This window comes from Kineothrix alysoides (assembly GCF_000732725.1).
Taxonomy (GTDB): domain Bacteria; phylum Bacillota; class Clostridia; order Lachnospirales; family Lachnospiraceae; genus Kineothrix; species Kineothrix alysoides.
This window is the reverse complement of record NZ_JPNB01000001.1, coordinates 157,940-176,867: the sequence shown is the minus strand read 5'-3', so window position 1 is coordinate 176,867 and position 18,928 is coordinate 157,940. Positions and strand designations below refer to the sequence as shown.

The window sequence follows — 18,928 nt, the reverse complement described above, 5'->3', positions numbered from 1 at the left end:
GCCGGCATAAAAAAATATATCGCCTTTTTCCGCCTCCGCTTCTCCATGGGACTTCAATACCGAGCTGCCGCTGCCGCAGGAATCATTACCCAGTTCGTGTGGGGATGGATGGAAATTCTGATGTTTCGCGCCTTCTATAAAGCGAACCCTAATGCATTCCCGATGACGTTTCAGGCTACCTCCGCCTACATCTGGATGCAGCAGGCATTTCTCGCGCTTTTTATGGCTTGGCTCATGGAAAATGAAATCTTCGATTCCATTATAAACGGCAATGTCGCCTATGAGCTGTGCCGTCCTATCGATATATACAATATGTGGTTTTCCAGAAGCCTCGCCAATAGAATTTCCAAAGCAGTTTTAAGGTGCATGCCCATACTCCTTGTTGCGGGTTTTCTGCCTGCGCCTTATGGAATGATACTTCCTGAAAACATTCCTGCATTCATGCTCTTTTTGCTTACCATGCTCACGGGCGTAGGGGTAACCGTAGCTTTTTGCATGCTCGTATATATGATTTCTTTTTTTACAATATCGCCTGACGGGGTTCGCATCGCTGCTGTTTCTACGGTAGAATTTTTCTCAGGGGCAATTATTCCGCTTCCCTTTTTTCCCGAAAGTATTCGGAACATACTGGAGCTGCTTCCTTTCGCCTCCATGCAGAACGTGCCTCTTCGGATTTACAGCGGGGATTTAATCGGTGCTCCTATGTGGAGGGCGATTCTGCTCCAGTTCCTATGGCTTTTTATTCTTGTTTTTATAGGAAAGCTTTTAAATTCCCTCGCAATGAAGCACATCTCGCTGCAAGGCGGCTGAAAGGAGACGATGAAAATGAAATTATACGCCAAATATTTTCTCATACATATTAAAAGCGTTATGGAATATAAGACTTCCTTTTTACTCACCTGCATCGGGCAGTTCCTTGTGTCCTTCAACGTATTTCTCGGCATATACTTTATGTTCCGGCGCTTTTCAAGCGTAGAAGGCTTCACCTATAGCGAGGCCCTGCTTTGCTTTGGCATCACCCTTATGGAGTACTCTCTGGCAGAAGCCTTTGCCAGAGGCTTCGATATGTTCCCGGAGATGATTAAAAAAGGTGAATTTGACAGAGTCATGGTGCGTCCTCGAAATGAAATCCTTCAGGTTCTCGGCAGCCGCTTCGAATTCACCCGCATCGGAAGAATACTGCAGGCAATCGCCATGTTCGCTTACGGCATTGCAAACAGTACCATTTCATGGGATGTTCAGAAAATAGGCACCTTGATCCTTATGCTGGTTGGCGGTACGGCTGTTTTTACCGGTATCTTCCTCATCTATGCCGCCCTATGCTTCTTTACTACGGAAGGCCTGGAATTTATGAATGTGCTGACGGATGGGGCGAGGGAATACGGCAAGTATCCGGTGAATATTTACGGAAAAAGGGTTCTGCAATTTTGCACTTTCATCATCCCTTACTCTTTGATTCAATACTATCCGCTTTTAAATTTATTGGACAGGGGTAAGACCTACTATAGCCTGCTGCCGCTTCCCGCGTGTTTATTCCTCCTTCCCTGTCTTCTTCTATGGAAGTCCGGGGTGAAGCATTATACTTCCTGCGGGTCTTGAAACAAAGGAATTTACCTCCGGCGAAGAAAAAGGCCGCACCGGCAAAAATACCGGTACTGGCCTTAGGTTATATATCATACAAGCTCGCGGTACAACAACTGCGGGAAAAATATGTGAAAATAATATTCCGTATTCTCCGGCAAAATCAGGCGCGCTGGCACTGGGGGCAAAAATATACCGCACCTCCCAGATACGCCGTCTTCTGTATAGGATTGCCGCAATAAGGGCATGGGCCCCCAAGTGTCTTCTTGCTGAGCTTCGTGCGGTATCCTCCCACCTGCCCGAAGAGATTTTTCTCAGTATCTCTTCCGCCCTTTTCTGTCATTTCCCGAAGAACATTCGTAACTGTGGAATATAAGTGCTTCCAATCTTCTTCGCGCAGGCTGCCGATTTTCTGCTTCGGATGAATTCCTGCCTCCAGAAGGATGTCCTGCAATACGCCGTTGCCAAGTCCCGGAATCCTCTGCTGCGTAGCGAGCATTGCCTTTGCGGAAAGCTTTCCGCTCAGCTCCTCTCTCAACGACTTGAAATATGGGTAATCGAAGCCCTCTGTTCCGGGCATGGGCTTTTCCTTCGCCACGAGATAATAAAAATTATCGTATTCCTCGGGCCGAAATAATAACATCGCACCATACATCTGGACTGTACATATGAGAGAGCTTTCATCCTCAAAGGTTATCCTCATCTGATATCTTTCGGGAAGCTTTTCTCCCTTTTCAAAATATCTTATATTTGTTCCGTCTCCCACCGTAAAACTATAGTCCTCCGCTTCCATCTCCACCATACTTCCGATTCCATGGATTTCTCCTACGGTCTTTCCCTGAAGCTTTCCGGCATACTCCTGCGGATCGTCGGTATACCATGCAAAGGAATGCTTCGTATGCTCGGTTTCTACCTCCGTTATTTTCTTTCCTTTGACCGTATCGGTTAGTTGCTTTGCTAACGTTAGACTTTCTGGTATCTCTATCATTTTTATGCCACGCTCCTTCCACGCCCTGAAGATTTCCCAAAGATTTTATATCGCTTTTTTATTAGAAATATTATAACATTATTAAATGGTCAACAGTATGTCATATTATATTTTTAGTAAACAGTCATCAATTGCAGCTATTATAAAGCAATATAAAAATGTGTATGGGTGTGTTATCGACTACTTGACAAAACAAAAGAATGTTTAATGACCATATTAATGTGGAAGCTGCTGCCGTTGTCGGTTACATACCTCAATTGGAGGGTTTTAAAATCACGCCAAAGGGAATGCTGCAAGTTTATCTTCATCAGGAAGTTCCGCATAAAATACTTCTGGCTATATTTACAGAAACGCTGGAAAAATAAAAAATCGGGAAAATATCTTTCAACTATTGATCTTAAGTCCGCCAAAACGGACACAGGGTATAAGGTTGAAAGAATTATATTCTTTCAACCGGAGCTTTGTGCTTATGGTGTGCAAGGACACCTGCATAAAGTTTTCAGACTTTGAAAGGGGCATGGATATAAAAATGATAATTAGAAAATATGTGGCAACAGATTGCAAGGCTATCTCTGAATTATTTTATAATACTGTCCATTGCGTCAACGCAAAGGACTATACACACGAACAGCTGAATGCTTGGGCAACCGGGAATATCGATTTGGAAAAGTGGGATGCATCCTTTCAAGCGCATTGCGCCGTTGTCGCCATCGAAGACGATATTATCGTTGGCTTCGGAGATATAGATAGTTCCGGATACTTGGACAGACTCTACGTTCATAAGAATTATCAGGGAAAGGGAATCGCCTCGGCAATTTGCGATGAACTTGAACAATCTGCAAATGCAGAAAATTTCAGCACTCACGCTTCCATTACCGCTAAGCCCTTTTTTGAAAAAAGGGGCTATAGCGTCTTGAAGAAACAGCAAGTGGAACAAAATGGAATTCTTCTCACTAACTATATTATGACCAAAAAAGAGGGGCATTTATGAATTTTCCTCAAGATTCTCACAAACCTTCAAAAGAACCCTGTGAAAAATCTCCATATCCTCTCCGGGAATATCCTTGCTCACTATGGCTTCTAACCGCTCGAAAGCCGCCCTGATATTCCATGCCGTTTCCCTTCCCTCTTCCGTCAGGCAAATGAGAGTGGATCGTCTGCTCTCAGGGTTGATTTCCCGATTCAAAAGCCCCAGCTTTTCCAGATTATCGATTGCTCTCGACATCGTGGTAGTATCCATATGACAGCGGACAGAAAGCTCCTTCTGGCTTATATGGTCTTCCTTTAAAAGGTTATTCAAGATGCCGGCCTGACCCTGCCCGGGCGTCAGCCCGTTATCCAGAAGCACCGGAGAAATCAACTGTTTCCTCGCCTTTTCTTCACGCATAAAAAGTTCTCTTATACTACTACTCATTATCGTTCACTTCCTCTCTTAGATTTGTACTCTTATTATTTTCACTTATGGCAGGTTCCTCAACTCAATTCAAACTGACCGGTGTAAAGCTGATAATAGCGCCCTTTTTGCGCCAGCAGCTCTTCATGGTCTCCTCGTTCTATGACCTTGCCCTCTTCCAGAACAAGAATCGCCTTGGAATTGCGGACGGTAGACAGCCTATGGGCGATTACGAATACGGTGCGATCCTCCATCAAGGTGTCCATCCCCTTTTCGATCAGCTTCTCCGTACGAGTGTCGATCGAACTGGTAGCCTCATCCATTACAAGCACAGGGGGCTGAGAAATTGCTGCCCTGGCAATCGCCAAGAGCTGTCTCTGCCCTTGAGACAAATTCGCTCCGTCACTTTCTAACAAAGTATCATAGCCCCCGGGCAGTCTCTGGATAAAGGAGTGTGCGTTGGCTAACTTGGCAGCCTTTACTACATCCTCTTCGCTCGCCAGAAGTCTTCCGTAACGGATATTATCTGCTATCGTCCCTGTAAATAAATGGGTATCCTGAATAATAAGGGAAATGGAGCGCCTTAAATCCGCTTTTTTAATATCTCTGATGTCGATACCGTCATAAGTAATCTGCCCCTCTTCTATTTCATAGAAACGATTGACCAGGTTGATAATGGTTGTTTTCCCCGCTCCGGTAGAACCTACAAAAGCTATTTTCTGACCGGGCTTTGCGTACAGATTAATTCCGTCTAAGATTGTATGTTCCTTTGTATACCCGAATACGACATCGTGGAAACGCACGTCACCTTTTAAAGGCACATACGAAAAGCCACCGTCTGCCTGCGGGATCCTCCATGCGAAGGCTCCCGTATACGTATCGCTTTCCTGAAGCGTACCGTCATCCGCTCTTCTTACTTTTTTTAATGTAATAATTCCTTCATCGACTTCCGGCTCCTCCTCCATCATTGCAAATATTTTCTCTGCACTGGCTAACGCTACCATCAGGAAATTGATCTGCATAGTAAACTGATTCATGGGCATTGCGCTTTGCCGCACATATACTAGATAAGAAGCCAAAGTTCCGATGTCCGTAAGGCCCGCCAAGGCAAACAGTCCTCCCACACAGGCCGAAACAGCATAATTGATATAGGAAAGCGCTACAATGGTAGGTATGGTCTTTGCTGTATAGGTAAAGGCCTTCGTAGAGGCTACCCGTAATTTTTCATTCAGCTCGCTGAACCTTATAAAGTCCTGTTCCTCATGATTGAAGATTTTCTCTACCTTCTGTCCCGCTACCATTTCCTCTACATATCCGTTGATTGCTCCTAAGTTCTTCTGCTGGGCAGAGAAATACTTTTTGCTCATCTTCCCGTTATGCCGGATATATAAAAGCATAACAATCGAAAACACTATAACAATAAGAGACAGCCGCAGGTCCAGAACGATTAGCATAACGATTGTTCCAACAGCGGTTATGAAGCTTTGAATAAGCAGCGTGAAGCTATTGTTCAGCGCCTCCGATATAGTGTCCACATCATTTGTAAAATGACTCATCAAATCGCCGTGGGTATGGGAGTCAAAGTAGCGCAGCGGAAGCTTTTGCGTATGCTCGAATAAATCGCTTCTGATTTCTGACACCACCTTTTGTGAAATATGAACCATGAGCTTATTATAGAAATAGCAGGTCAACACTCCCACCCCATATATGGCTCCCATGATAACTATCATTTTCATAAGCCCCGGTATATCACCCAGCATAATATAATCGTTTACCACCGTTTTTAATAAATAGGTGCCTGCAATGCCGGAAGCAGAGCTTATACAGACAAATATCGCAATCACAAGCAAAGAAGCTTTATGCCGCCCCAAATAACGAAGAAGCTGCAGCAAGGCTTTTTTGGCATTTTTCGGTTTTACATTAGACGTAGGTCTGGCCATTATAAGTTACCTCCTTGCTGCTGCCGCAGACAATCACCAAAATCAAGAGAGTCTGACGTTGGTTCATTCCCTTCGCGCGAATAAATATCGCGGTAGATTTCATTACTCTTTAACAGCGTTTCATGAGTTCCTATCGCATTTATTTTACCGTCGTCAAGAATTATGATTTGATCTGCATCCATAATAGAGGTAATCCTCTGGGCAACTATGATTTTTGTCATTCCCGGCAGCTCCTTATTGAGTGCCTCCTTGATTCTGGCTTCCGTCGCCGTGTCCACAGCGCTGGTCGAATCGTCGAGAATCAATACCCTGGGTGCTTTCAGTATGGCGCGGGCGATACATAATCGCTGCTTCTGCCCGCCGGATACGTTAACGCCTCCCTGCCCCAGTTCCGTATCATATCCATCTTCCAAACGACCGATAAATTCATCTACACAGGCAATACGGCAGGCACGCTCTATCTCCTCCGGGGTCGCATCCTCCTTGCCCCATAAGAGGTTTTCCCTTACTGTGCCGGAAAATAACGTATTTCTTTGAAGTACCATAGCGATAGAATCCCTCAGATTTCTTTGAGTAAATTCGAAAATCGGATGCCCATCGATCATAATATTTCCCGCAGTCACATCATAAAGTCTCGGTATTAACTGAACCAGTGTGCTCTTGGAGGAGCCGGTAGGACCGATGATACCCACAGTCTGCCCGGACTGAATATCCAGAGAAATATCGGACAGTACATATTCCTTCGCCGTTTCCTTGTATTTGAAATATACGTGTTCAAAACGGATGCTGCCGTTTTTCATTTCAATATCCTTGGCCAGATCATCTTTGATGGCTGGCTCCTCCTCCATTACCTCCTCAATTCGCCTCCACGAAGTCAGGGAACGGGTGAACATCAAAAACACGTTGGAAAACATCATAAGAGAATTTAACACTTGAAGAACATAGCTTAAGAAACTGGTAAGGCTCCCCACCTTCATCCCGCCAATTGCCACCAGATTTCCTCCGAACCAGAGAATGCTTATAATCGTTACGTACATCACGAACTGAAATGCGGGCATGTTAAGAACTGCCAAAGAAAAAGCTTTTTCAGAATTATTTCTGAGATTCTGATTTACTTCTTCAAATTTGGCGATTTCATAATCCTCCCTGACATAAGCCTTTACTACCCGAATCGCTGCCAGATTCTCTTGAATAATACGATTTACATAATCTACAGCCGCCTGCATTCTCGCATATAAAGGACGGACATTTTTGACAATAAAGAACAGGCTGATTCCAAGCATAGGAGCTGCAATCAAGAAAACTACCGCCAGTGCCGCATTGATTTTAAAGGATAGAAAAATTGCGATAAACAACATGACCGGAGACCTAAATCCCGGCCGCAGACCATTGGTAATAGAGTTCTGAATGGTCGTAACATCGCTAGTAAGTCTGGTAACCAAAGATGGAACGCTGAATTTATCCGTATTGGGAAAGGAATAAGTCTGCATTTTCTTAAATTCCGCTGCCCGGATAGCCGCTCCTATTCCGTTGCCGCAGGCCGCAGTAAATCTGGCATATAAGATACCAAGCCATAGAGAAATTGCCGCACAGGCCACCATCTGAAAGCCCTTCCACAAAATGTAGCCTCTGTCCCTGTTCACAATTCCAACATCGATGATATCAGCCATGATCATAGGAATGATAAGCTCAAATACCGTCTCTACCTCAATACAAATAATTGCCAGAATCAGTTCCTTTTTATAGTCCTTGGTATAGACAAGAAATTTCTTCATAATAGATTCTCCTAATTATTGCTACCACAACTGTTGCATATGCATCAATTGTAACAGCAATAATTATAATACTATGTATATGGATAGTCAAGAGAAAAAGGCGGTCGTTACCGTCCGCCTTTTTCTCATCTTTTCTGGTTTATAGGGTGTATTCCTTCTTCTCTGACATTGTGTCCTGAATTTTGATTTTCAGGTTCTGTCTTTTGCGTAATACTATTATACTTATCATGATTCTTTTGCCGGTTTTGTTTTTCCTGCTTTTTCTTGTCTATACTCTTATCCATGCGATTCACCTCTGAAGTAGTATGCGTATGACTCGGAGAAATATACGCAAAAATACCTTTCATTACATAGAGGCTTCCTCATTCGTATCATATAATTTTAACATAGAAATCACACCCATCGTTTCGAGTTTCCTTATAAAGCTCTCCGCATTATTTCGGCTTTTATATGCACCAAGCTGTACGATCCAAAGTTTCCCTTCCGGGGCAATCTCATCATCTGCCGTATCAAATCTTGTAAGATTATACTTTTCTATGTAATCATTGATAAGAGACTCCGCGTAAGTTAATGATGTCGCATAGCCTAAATCCTGCAGATACTGGCATGCAAGTACATACTCCTCACGGCCTATGACCGGCCCGTAGCGCAGCGTTTTTCCGCCGTCCGTACTTCTTTCTGCTATATAAGTGTTGTGGTCGAGGATGGATTCTTTCCAGCTTCCATACGATCGCCACTCGGTGTTGTCTACCGTGTAATAACTTCCGTCAGACCGCTGCTCTGTGGCAGCTTTCCTATAAGTTTTGCCGGTCCATCCGTTCTTTTTGATTCCGAACAAAGCATTCGCCTTCTGCGCCAACTCCGAAGTGCCTCTTGCGGATTCTTTAATCGCCTGCGCTACCACGACCGAAGGGAGCATGATTTTACGATCCAGCCAATCCTGCCTTGCAACTTCCCCTACAAACTCCATAAAATCTTCCAAGGGAATGTCATGTTTTTCTGCCGACATATCCTCCGGCTTTACCACATAATCGTAAATGCCGTTAAAAATAGCCTGCGCGATGGTATCAGCGCCACCTATGCGATTATAAAGGTCGACATCTGCCTGGTTATCACAAAAACATACTTCTATAAGCATGGCCTTTGCTTTGGTATTCTTTATTACGTACAGACCCGTGCCGGCTTTTACGCCCCGATTCTTAAATCCGTAGGCGGCAATATTACTGCATACGTCAAGAGCATCCTGATACTGTCTGCCCTCGTAGGTATAGACTTCCACTCCTTGTCCGGTGTGAGCTGCCGAAGCATTAAAGTGGAGGCTGATAAACCAGTCCAAATCCTCCCTATTCCCCAGCGCCACCGCCGCCGCAAGGTATTCTGCCTGCGTATTGGCTTCATCTATGGTACAGTCCACCACCTTAACACCTGCAGCTTTTAGCTTTTCCATGAGGGCATACCCGACAAGCCTCGTATGATTTGATTCTTTGATAAGACCTACTGCTCCATATCCAGCACCGCCTATCGTATGGCCGCAGTTTATTCCTATTGTCATGATTTATCACCTTCCACCCTGTTTTTCAGTATGTCAATGGCCTTTATTACGGCAGTTGGCAGCGGAACTCCCATGACTCCCAAATTCTCCACGATAGAGATTGCTTCATTAGCGATAAATGCGATAATGACGGCAGTCTTTATGTAGTTTACTCCCAGCGTCACATCCAAACGGTGTGCTACCAGCACTACAAGGAGCGATACTCCTTTTCTGCACAGTCCCTTCCATGCAGAGACACTGCTTAAGGCGCCAGTTTCTGATTTCTCACTATTATTCCATACGGCTGCTATCAAAAGTCCCATGGCAAAGTCTACGCCCATGAAAATGAGCAGTGTGGTAAGGTCATCGGTCCATCCGCCAAACAGGTTGGTAATCATGCCTCCTAAACCCCCGATTACTAAGACAAGAAATCCTTTTAATGTGTTTATTTTTTCCATTGTTTTTCCTCCTTTCTTAAAATGCTGGAGCCGGTAAAGATTTCTCTCTATCGGCTCTTTTTCTCCTTTTTACTGAATACCTAGAAACTAATAATATCAATAATATATATCTATTTTATTTTCACTACTTCTTGCAATACGGGATCCGCTTACACTATACACATAAAGCTTACCTGTAGAAGGTATGTAATTATAACCTAGCTCTATAAATCCACCGTTCTCTTGAAAAACTGTAGGTACAATAATAAAACCTGCGAGAGTGTAATTACGGTAATTGGGTATTACACTCAAATCCGCAATAAATGCGCCCTTTGTTCCAGGAGCATTACCTCCGAAATAATCAGGATTATCAGTTTGGAAAATGCTGACTAATCCGTTGAGTGTCAGCTTAGTTTTTGTCATACTTAATTTTCCTGCATTATAACCTGCATTATATTGTGCTGTACTATCGGCACCTGTTCCAGCAAGCCTAACTCCATCTACCCATGCAGTCTTGCCAGCACTTAAATTATCTGCTGTTGCCGTAGCAGACGTCTGGCTTGCCAACGAATTAGCCAAGATACTACCGGATCCATTATGATATCCAATCGGAATAGTATAAGATTGTCCTGCATTCAGCGACGCGTTTACCGCTCCCCTGTTCGCCATTGTTCCGGATAATCCTACGCCACTACTATTTGTAAAGGTATATCCACTTAATACATGCCCTGCCGTTGCCGTTCCGACTTTTGTAGCCGCAACGCCGTCATTATACTTTTTATTTGCCACTATCTCAATATTTTGCGCGATAACATTGGGACCTGCATTACCGGCTGTAACACATCCCAATTCTGTCACTTTCCCAGCAATTGTGTTACAGCCATTCTGAAAAGACGTTTTAAATCCTCCAAATTCAGTGTCTAAACCTTTAATTTTATCGTCAAGCACTTTCCCCATTGTTGCGTCTAAAGCTTTGCCTGCAACCGTCGTAGTTAAGTTTGCGGCCAACTCGGGCGTCTCACCCATCGGTCCCTGCGGTCCTACTTCTCCCTGTTCACCCATTTCACCCTTTGGTCCCTGAGGGCCTTCTGCTCCGGTATCACCTTTTAGACCCTGAGGTCCTTCCGGCCCAACATCACCCTGTTCACCTTTCGGCCCCTGAGGGCCAACCGGACCCACCTCGCCGTCTTTTCCATCAAATCCTTCTGCTTTTACGCCGGTATCGTCATTTCCAACATACCAATTTCCATTTTCTCCAATAACCGGCGTTGCAATAACGCCATCGCCACAACTATGAATGTACACTTTCTGAAATCCTTTTTGCATAATACTTTCCTTTCGTTTTAAAATTTGTCGGTTGATAATTCTCTCACATGTGTTAACCATAATATAGAACATGTGTTCGATTATTTCAATAGTAAAAACCAACAAAATGATAAGACAATTTTTTATGTGCGTATTTTAATCTTTATATGCCTTTTTTATCGTGTTTTGGGTAATTGGGTTCGGTATAAATGTAGCCGCATCAATATAAACAAAACTAACATTGATCTAAATAGTGACAAGCATTTTAATTGGATTTGCCAATCGTTAACACAACGGACAATAGATGAATCGGAACTTGCCGCACATCTATACATCGAAAATCCAATGTTGTTAGTTGACAGATTTTATTGTATGATGAAAAAAGAATGGATGTCTGCGGAAGAAAGGTAAAATTATATTCAAGAAATCCTATGCTATACCTTATGATAATAATTTAAAATGCCCGACTGCCAGTGAGGCTGAGGCTCTCATTACAGATTATTGTGAAAAGAACGGACTTCCATATGAATTTAAAGATGGAACAAAAAATGGAAACGCCATTGCACAAATTGATGGGAAAGACCACGAAATCAGATACGGATTTGGAATCGGCCAATGCGGCCCCGGCGGCTATGGAATTAGTTGCAGAGAACTATAGAGCACTGTAACATGTAACAACGCCAACTAAATAAAAGTCAAATATAGGGGAGGCTTTAAAATGGACATTAATAATATAGATAACTTACCCGAAGAATGCCTATGGGAAGATTCCGCCGGACTAATTTCAAAGTCCTTGGGAGAAGCCGCAGGAAGTCAGAAAATTTATGTAAATATCGACTACGTTCCTCCAGGAGCATACAGCACAAGATACCACAGCCACTCCCAGCAGGAGGAATTCTTCCTGATTCTCTCAGGAACGGGAACCCTTCGCTTAAACGGTACAGAGCATCTCATAAAGCAAGGCGATTTCATTGCAAAGCCGGCAGGAAAGGACATTGCCCATACTTTCTATAACTCCGGCGAAGAAACTCTCGCCATCTTAGATGCCGGAACGAATGAAACGGAAGACACCTGCTACTATCCCGATGAAAATATGTACATGCAAAAATCCAACGGCACGAAACGCATTTTCAGCGGCACACAGCTAGATACCTCCTGGTATCCCAATCCGAATTCCGATAATCAGTCCAATACTCAAAATAACAATACTTTTCTGTGATGCAAGGCATCGGATTTCTTCATAGTGGAAGCCTAATACACAAAATGTAGTCCATACCTTCAGTTACATATGCACCATCATCAGCAAGTCCCTTTCCAATCAGATATATGTAAATTCATATATCATATGCCCGATCTACTAACGCCGAAACAGCATCCTGCAAATATTGGCATACAAGTATATACTCCTCACAGTCTATGACCGGCCCACAGCGCTGCATTTTTCCGCCGTCCGTGTTTCTCTTCTGCTATACAAGTGTTGCGAGCCAGGATAGATTCTTTCCGGCTTCCATATAAACACCACTCGGTGTTATCTCCCGTGTAATAACTTCCCTCGTAGTTAAGTTTGCAGCAAACGCAGAATGTCTCACCTATCGGCTTTTGAGAGCCCACCGCTCCGGTTGGAGCGTTTATAATTATGAAACTACCGGACAAGCGACGCCACATAAATGTATAAATAAGATATAAAGTTATCAATATTATACCGGATATCCCATAAGGACAGATAAAATTAAATCATAATTAAATCATGGATAATGTTGCATAGAAGAAACATATGTGACCTTCCAATTTGTATTTTTTGATATAAAATAACGATATATCACTTTCTATATTTAACATAACAGCTTAATAACTTAATATTTTATTGCATTTACAGATATCATTTACTTATAAAAAGGTTTTTGATAAGATTACTTTAAAGGAGTGATAGCGATGGATACGATTGATTATGCCATTATCAATGTACTGAAAGAAAATGGAAGAGCTTCTGCTTCCGAAATCAGCAAAACAGTAAATTTATCCATTCCTGCCGTTACGGAACGAATCAGAAAATTAGAACGTGCAGAAATAATTCAACAATATACGATTAAAATAAACCGTAGAAAAATAGAACAGCGGTTATTGGCATTCATCTTTGTTAACATAGATAAAACAGAAAACATTAATAGCTTTCGAAATGCCATTGTGCAGCATAATTGTGTTCTGGAATGTCATCATATTGCCGGTATGTACGATTATCTGCTGAAAGTAGTTATGGAAGATACCCAGGCTCTGGAATACTTTCTATCTAATACATTAAAAACAATCAAAGGCGTTTCTGATTCAAACACAATTATTACCTTAACCACTCTAAAAGAAGAACTTAATTCATAGAAAGGCAGTGTTATGATTCTAAAAGGCTTTCGGTTTGGCATGTTATTACAATTCGCAGTTGGCCCCATGTGCTTCATGGTTTTTAACACCTCCGCCACATACGGATTTATTTACAGTTTGTATCTTGTTTTTGCAATTGCCCTTATTGACGCCCTGTACATCACACTATCCTGTGTCGGCGTTGCTGCTATTATTAACAAAGCAAGAATTAAAAAAATGATAAAGCTATTAGGCTGTTTTGTTTTGATCTTGTTTGGTGTAAATACCATATCAGGTATTTTTAACTTTTCTTTTCTGCCCCACATTGCCTTGTTCTCCAACCCATCAAGTAAAAATTTATTAATACAAGGATTATTGTTGACAGCATCAAATCCTTTGACCATTATTTTTTGGAGCGGCATGTTCTCAACACAAATGCTAGAAAATGAATGGACCAAAAAACAGCTTTCTTTGTTCGCAACCGGCTGTGTTCTGTCCACAATAGTCTTCCTAACGTCTATTGCATTTCTGGGAAGTATATTAAGCGGCTTTTTACCGCAGATCATCATACAAATCCTGAACGTAACAGTTGGCATTATTCTAATATTCTTCGGAATAAATCTTCTATATAAAAAGGAAAGTCATAAAGCAACCACTTAACTACTTATCCTTCCGGATACAGTTTTAACCTTCATTTCATTACTCCCTACCATAACCTCGGCTAATTTTATGTGCAATTTCGCAACCTTACCAAAGCCTTTCTGCGGTGGTTTAGCTTCCGTTCCGTTAGCACGCGGCATGAATTTTATTAATGAAACCCTCCAGCACCCAGGGAAAACGCCGCACGGATGCGGCGTTTAGGCGGAACGGTGCAAGGATGCACCTTGCCGCCGGCCCGTTCGTTTCCAATACATTCCCGGTTTCATTTAGAAAATCCTTGCCGCGCGCGCCGGAACAGAAGCTAAATCCACCGCAGAAAGGCTTTCATAACCCCCGAAAATTGCACATAAAATTCTCACATCCCTACCTCTTCCTTACACTTCCCCAACTGCCATCACCTTCACCCTAGCCAACCCCTTACTAACCGGCGGAATAGCAATAAGCACCAATGTAAACAACGTCTCCAATCCAATATAAGCCCCATTATACACCAATGAATAAACCGGTGCTGCCATATTATACGCCGAAGCATAACTTCCAAAGAATATCATCCCCGACAAAAAAGCAAAGAAATACCGTCCCAATACCCCCAGCAAATACCCCTTTATCAATCCATGCTTCGCATTGGAAAATACTCCCGAAAGCCCCAACGCCCCAAAAGCAAAAATATAATCAGTAAGCATCTGAGGAATACTAATAATATACGGATCTACAATAAGCTGCAAAACGCCATATGCGATAGCCGCCATCAGCCCGCCCCTAAGGCCGAACCAATAGCCGATCAGGCAGATAAACAGCATACTGAAAAAAGTAACCGAACCTCCCATAGGCATATCTACCACTTTAAGCATCGACGTTACCATAGCCAGTGCCATAGCCATAGCAGAAAAAACCAACTGCCTCGTGCTGAACCTCTTGTTCCCGCTCTTACCTGAAATAAAGCTTGCCGCCAGCAAAATCGCCAGCATAGCAGCTACCAACACTGCATAGCCTGCTCCTGTGAGTTCGAAATAATTTCCCCACTCTTGATCTACTACTTCTTTTGCAAAAAATGACATAAAAAATCCTCCCTTGTAATTTTTAAATCACATGGAGGGGCTCAAATTTTTCTTTCGCAAATACAAAAAAATAACACTCGTATTTACAAAAAAAGTGCTTTCCTACGCCGGTATTACCCGGTTCAGGTTATGAGGGTTAGAATCCGTCTTACAGGCCAATTCAGTCTCAGCTATTGCTCCCCTAGCGATTTATTTAATTTGTATACAATATACGACATACCATTATCTTTGTCAAGACATTCTCTCAATCTTGGTCAGGACACTTTCCCACTCTTCATCAGGATACTCTCCGACTCTTCCTCCGGACACCTTCAGAGTCCTTATCAAAATCTGTCACCATTCAGCCTATCGGCTTCATAGTAACAAGACTCAGCTTCATTCCGCCTGCCTTCAAGATTCTTTCCGCTCAGCCTTCGTATTCAATGTCGTTTCACTCAGCCTGCTTTTCCGGCCCTTCGTTTTCTTCAGCTAAAAAAGCCTTCAATTCCGCGTTTTTTTCCTCTGCCACTTCATACCCATGCCGATAATACTCTTTAAGTCTCGCCGCATCTGTCTCGTTGTTAATCAAGTACATGTCATCTGAAGGGCGCAACACGAAAGCCCGCCCATCTTTCTCCATATGCTCCAGCATGTCGAGGGATTGGTTGTATCTGGCTGCCCGCCCGGCTACCAGATGAATGAACTTGGGATATTTATGATATAAGAGCCTGATCATAGCAAGATAGAAATATCTCTGCTTTTTGCGGTATTTCGTATTCCTCGTAACGACTACGATCACCTTCTTCCAGCCCTCTTCTAACGCCTTACCAATCGGAATCGCATCCGCCATACCGCCGTCCAGCATGGGAATCCCGTTGATATTGGTCACTTTCCCGATAAACGGCAGCGAATTAGCCGCCCTGCATATTTTCAGAAAATCATCCTCATCGCTGAATTTATCATGATAAACGGATTCCCCGGTCACGCAGTTTACCGTGCTGGTAATAAATCGCTTTGCGGAAGCTGTAAATGCTTCGAAATCGAAGGGAGCTCTCCTTTTCGGAATTTCATCAAACAATAAATCCATATCAAAAAAGGTACCTTTTTTTAAAAAAGTAGAAAATCCCAGATATTTCTCGTTCTCCATCGGCTCGATAATAGCTTCCATTACACGCCCTCTCTGTTCCGATACGTAATTCATACCGGCGTATGCACCCGCCGATACCGCCATCACATTGGGAATCTGTATGTCATTGTCCAGAAAAAAATCCAGCACACCCGCACAGAACATGCTGCGCATGGCTCCTCCTTCCAATATAATTCCTACATTTTCCAACACTTCATCTCCTGTTCCAAAATACAATTTTCTAATTAACCTTTCTATTTCATGAAGGGGTTATAAAAACGATTCCCATCGTGAAAAGTAATGATAAGCGCCGCTACCGTAATGACCACAATAACTCCGATTACGATATAGTCCGCCCTTTTTAACTTTTTCCCCGCATACCACGTTCTCTTCTTATGCTTTCCGAAGCCGCGCAGCTCCATGGCGTTGCTCACCACATCGATGCGCTCCATACTTGTGAAAATAAGAGGAAATATGATGGAGGCAATATTCTTTATCCTGCCGAACAAAGAGGCTTTTCCTGACATCTCGATGCCTCTCGCCTCCTGCGCATGCTTTATCTTCGTAAAATCGTCCTGAACATCGGGTATGTACCGGAGGGTAATAGCTACCGCATAACCCACGTTATAGCTGACTCCAATACGGTTTAAGGAAGCGGCAAATTCGCTGGGATTAGTAGTTATGATAAACATAAATACCGCAGGCACGATCGTAACATATTTTATCATGACATTAAATTCATAAAAAAGCTGCTCCTTCGTCAGAAAATATCCTCCGAATAAATGCATGATATCCGTCCTGCTGCCATAAATGTTCACTCCCTCATAAGGCGAAAACACAAAAATGGCAATTAAATTAAAGACGAGAAAAAACAAGATGAACATAAAGACTGTTCCCACCTGTCTCCACTTAATCTTGGACATCTTATAAATAATCAGACTTCCGAGTACCATTGAAAGCAGCACCCTCGTATCATAGGACAGCATGCTTATCAGCGTCCACAGCAGGAAAAATATAAGCTTTGTAACGCCGGAAAGTCTATGAATCCATGTGTCCTTTTCTTCATAGGTCAATATTCTGGCCATAACTATTTATTTCCCTCCCGTCTGGCTCTTTCGTAATGAATAAAACGTTCTGCGAATTCAGAAGTATTCTCTACGCCGCACCTTATGGCAAGATCGTAGAGAGAAGTCTTTTTCAGATAGGCCCGATCCGCTATTGTCTCGTCCGTGAGCACATTGGCAGGGGTATCGTCCGCAATAAGATGCCCATCTGCGATCACAATGGCCCGATCCGTATATTCCAGCATCAAGTGCATATCATGGGTGATCATTATGATCGTGATGCCATAGCTTTCATTAATTTCCTTGAGAAATTCCATAATTTCCGTATAATGCCTGTAGTCCTGGCCCGCCGTAGGCTCGTCCAAAATGATGACCTCCGGGTTCATAACGAGAATAGACGCTATGGTCACTCTCTTCTTCTGCCCGTAGCTAAGCGCCGATATCGGCCAATTGCGAAACGGATACAACCCGCATATTTTTAACGTGCGGTATACCCTCTCCCTTACTTCTTCCTCCGGCACTCCCCGCACCGTAAGTCCCAAGGCTACCTCGTCATAAATCATCGGCTTGGATATCATCTGACCGGGGCTTTGCATTACCAGTCCTATTTTTTCACCGCGTTCCTTTACCGACAGGCCTTCCATATCCTGACCATTCAAAAAAATGCTTCCCTTCGCAGGATTCATGAATCCGCAGATGATTCCCGCAAGCGTAGATTTCCCTGCGCCGTTCTTTCCCACGATACTTACCATTTCCCCTTTATGTATATCGAAATGAATGTGCTGTAATACCTGTTTTCCCTCAGTATAGGAAAAATATAAGTCATTAACAGTCAGCACACTTTCTTCCGCCCTTTTTCCCTTTTCATACCCCGATGTGCGAAACCACTCTTTTACCTGCTCCTTATATGCATCTAAAACCATGGTCTCTATATGCTGGGGCTTGCTTTCCTCCGTGATCCGGCAGCCTGCATGTTTCAGCGCCGCGATATAAAGCGGCTCCCTGATTCCCTGCTCAATGAGAATATCCCTAGAAAGCAGCTCGTCGGGCTTCAAGTCCGCCACAATGCGGCCCTCTCCTACTACCACGATTCGGTCCACATCACGGTACAGAGCATCCTCCAACCGATGCTCGATAATTAAAATCGTTGCCTTTCTTTCCTTGCTGATCCGATCGATCAAATCGATGGCCCTTTTTCCCGTCGCCGGGTCGAGATTAGCAAGAGGTTCGTCGAACAGCAGTATCTCTACGTCATCCACCATAACGCCCGCCATGGAAACCCTCTGCTTCTGTCCACCCGACAGCTCCCACGGCGCATGAGTGAGTAACGTCTCCACATCCACCACCTGCGCCGCCTTTTCTACTCGTTTGAACATCTCCTCCTGAGACACCATATCGTTCTCCAAGGCGAATGCGATATCCTCTGCTACCGTCAGTCCGACAAACTGGCCGTTGGTATCTTGCAGTACGGTCCCTGCAATTTTAGACATTCCAAACACGCCCAGCTTCGTAGGATCCTCTCCCTTGACGCTCAGCGTTCCCGTGACATCGCCGGCAAATGAAAATGGAACCAAGCCGTTTATGCAGTGGACAATCGTTGATTTGCCCGAACCGGATGGTCCCACAATCAAGACCTTTTCCCCGGGATAAATCTTTAAATTGATATCCCGGAGAGTAGGTTCTACCTGTGATCGATATTTAAACGTATAATTCTTAAATTCGATAATCGGTGTCATCTT

The 18,928-nt window shown here is 43.4% G+C and carries 19 protein-coding genes and 1 riboswitch; of the genes, 7 read left to right on the top strand and 12 right to left on the bottom strand.

All coding sequences use genetic code 11. The features are described 5' to 3' along the window. Positions 1–6: 6 nt before the first annotated feature. Together CC90_RS0100765 and CC90_RS0100760 are read left to right on the top strand one after the other, a co-directional pair. Positions 7–810, top strand: coding sequence for an ABC transporter permease (locus CC90_RS0100765; RefSeq protein WP_031388934.1), 804 nt, complete (start codon positions 7–9; stop codon positions 808–810). 15 nt (positions 811–825) lie between these two features. After that, entirely contained in the window at positions 826–1,599 is a 774-nt protein-coding gene (locus CC90_RS0100760; protein ID WP_031388933.1) for an ABC transporter permease, read from the top strand. Between the two features lie 145 nt (positions 1,600–1,744). Here the strand turns inward: CC90_RS0100760 and CC90_RS0100755 are convergent, their stop codons facing one another. Then, on the bottom strand, positions 1,745–2,569 hold the full coding sequence (locus CC90_RS0100755; protein ID WP_031388932.1) for a formamidopyrimidine-DNA glycosylase: 825 nt from the start codon (positions 2,567–2,569) through the stop codon (positions 1,745–1,747). 529 nt (positions 2,570–3,098) lie between these two features. Between CC90_RS0100755 and CC90_RS0100745 the strand changes: the two genes are divergently transcribed. Then, positions 3,099–3,560, top strand: coding sequence for a GNAT family N-acetyltransferase (locus CC90_RS0100745; protein ID WP_031388931.1), 462 nt, complete (start codon positions 3,099–3,101; stop codon positions 3,558–3,560). Here CC90_RS0100745 and CC90_RS0100740 read toward each other — a convergent pair. The 7 genes from CC90_RS0100740 to CC90_RS22820 all read right to left on the bottom strand — a co-directional run bounded on the left by CC90_RS0100740 (position 3,555) and on the right by CC90_RS22820 (position 10,971). Then, entirely contained in the window at positions 3,555–3,983 is a 429-nt protein-coding gene (locus tag CC90_RS0100740; RefSeq protein ID WP_031388930.1) for a MarR family winged helix-turn-helix transcriptional regulator, read from the bottom strand. The two genes, CC90_RS0100745 and CC90_RS0100740, sit on opposite strands and share 6 nt — an antisense overlap. Positions 3,984–4,042: 59 nt before the next feature. Continuing rightward, positions 4,043–5,902: an ABC transporter ATP-binding protein gene (locus CC90_RS0100735; protein ID WP_031388929.1), complete on the bottom strand. Its 1,860-nt coding sequence runs from the start codon at positions 5,900–5,902 to the stop codon at positions 4,043–4,045. Next, complete coding sequence (locus CC90_RS0100730; RefSeq protein WP_051869219.1) at positions 5,902–7,677, bottom strand: ABC transporter ATP-binding protein; 1,776 nt, start codon at positions 7,675–7,677, stop codon at positions 5,902–5,904. The genes CC90_RS0100735 and CC90_RS0100730 overlap by 1 nt, the downstream gene beginning before the upstream one ends. A 125-nt stretch (positions 7,678–7,802) precedes the next feature. Continuing rightward, positions 7,803–8,024, bottom strand: a complete 222-nt coding sequence (locus CC90_RS22005; protein WP_035315070.1) for a hypothetical protein — start codon at positions 8,022–8,024, stop codon at positions 7,803–7,805. After that, a complete protein-coding gene (locus tag CC90_RS23955) occupies positions 8,024–9,229 on the bottom strand; it encodes an N-acetylmuramoyl-L-alanine amidase (protein WP_051869218.1) in 1,206 nt (401 codons plus the stop codon). Before CC90_RS23955 ends, CC90_RS22005 begins: the two co-directional genes overlap by 1 nt. Further along, positions 9,226–9,666, bottom strand: a complete 441-nt coding sequence (locus CC90_RS0100715) for a phage holin family protein (RefSeq protein ID WP_031388926.1) — start codon at positions 9,664–9,666, stop codon at positions 9,226–9,228. Before CC90_RS0100715 ends, CC90_RS23955 begins: the two co-directional genes overlap by 4 nt. Before the next feature lie 96 nt (positions 9,667–9,762). Further along, positions 9,763–10,971 carry a collagen-like domain-containing protein gene (locus tag CC90_RS22820; RefSeq protein ID WP_031388925.1) on the bottom strand — a complete coding sequence of 403 codons (1,209 nt, stop codon included), beginning with the start codon at positions 10,969–10,971 and terminating at the stop codon, positions 9,763–9,765. A 503-nt stretch (positions 10,972–11,474) separates the two neighbouring features. On the opposite strand from CC90_RS22820, the gene CC90_RS24480 reads away from it, so the two are divergent. From CC90_RS24480 to CC90_RS23500, 4 genes are all read left to right on the top strand, one after another. Continuing rightward, on the top strand, positions 11,475–11,618 hold the full coding sequence (locus CC90_RS24480; protein ID WP_242843218.1) for a hypothetical protein: 144 nt from the start codon (positions 11,475–11,477) through the stop codon (positions 11,616–11,618). 50 nt (positions 11,619–11,668) lie between these two features. Continuing rightward, positions 11,669–12,169, top strand: a complete 501-nt coding sequence (locus tag CC90_RS0100700; RefSeq protein ID WP_031388924.1) for a cupin domain-containing protein — start codon at positions 11,669–11,671, stop codon at positions 12,167–12,169. A gap of 713 nt (positions 12,170–12,882) precedes the next feature. After that, a complete protein-coding gene (locus CC90_RS0100695) occupies positions 12,883–13,323 on the top strand; it encodes an Lrp/AsnC family transcriptional regulator (protein WP_031388923.1) in 441 nt (146 codons plus the stop codon). Between the two features lie 12 nt (positions 13,324–13,335). Further along, positions 13,336–13,962, top strand: a complete 627-nt coding sequence (locus CC90_RS23500; protein ID WP_081905826.1) for a LysE family translocator — start codon at positions 13,336–13,338, stop codon at positions 13,960–13,962. A 374-nt stretch (positions 13,963–14,336) separates the two neighbouring features. Here the strand turns inward: CC90_RS23500 and CC90_RS0100675 are convergent, their stop codons facing one another. The 4 genes from CC90_RS0100675 to CC90_RS0100660 all read right to left on the bottom strand — a co-directional run bounded on the left by CC90_RS0100675 (position 14,337) and on the right by CC90_RS0100660 (position 18,925). Continuing rightward, positions 14,337–15,020: an energy-coupled thiamine transporter ThiT gene (locus CC90_RS0100675; protein ID WP_031388921.1), complete on the bottom strand. Its 684-nt coding sequence runs from the start codon at positions 15,018–15,020 to the stop codon at positions 14,337–14,339. An 82-nt stretch (positions 15,021–15,102) separates the two neighbouring features. Further along, positions 15,103–15,213: riboswitch (TPP riboswitch) on the bottom strand. A 237-nt stretch (positions 15,214–15,450) separates the two neighbouring features. After that, a complete protein-coding gene (locus CC90_RS0100670; RefSeq protein ID WP_051869217.1) occupies positions 15,451–16,335 on the bottom strand; it encodes a patatin-like phospholipase family protein in 885 nt (294 codons plus the stop codon). 44 nt (positions 16,336–16,379) lie between these two features. Next, a complete protein-coding gene (locus tag CC90_RS0100665; protein WP_031388919.1) occupies positions 16,380–17,210 on the bottom strand; it encodes an energy-coupling factor transporter transmembrane component T family protein in 831 nt (276 codons plus the stop codon). Between the two features lie 2 nt (positions 17,211–17,212). After that, positions 17,213–18,925 (bottom strand): ABC transporter ATP-binding protein, encoded by a 1,713-nt coding sequence (locus CC90_RS0100660; protein ID WP_031388918.1) that lies wholly within the window; start codon positions 18,923–18,925, stop codon positions 17,213–17,215. Positions 18,926–18,928 lie beyond the last annotated feature (3 nt).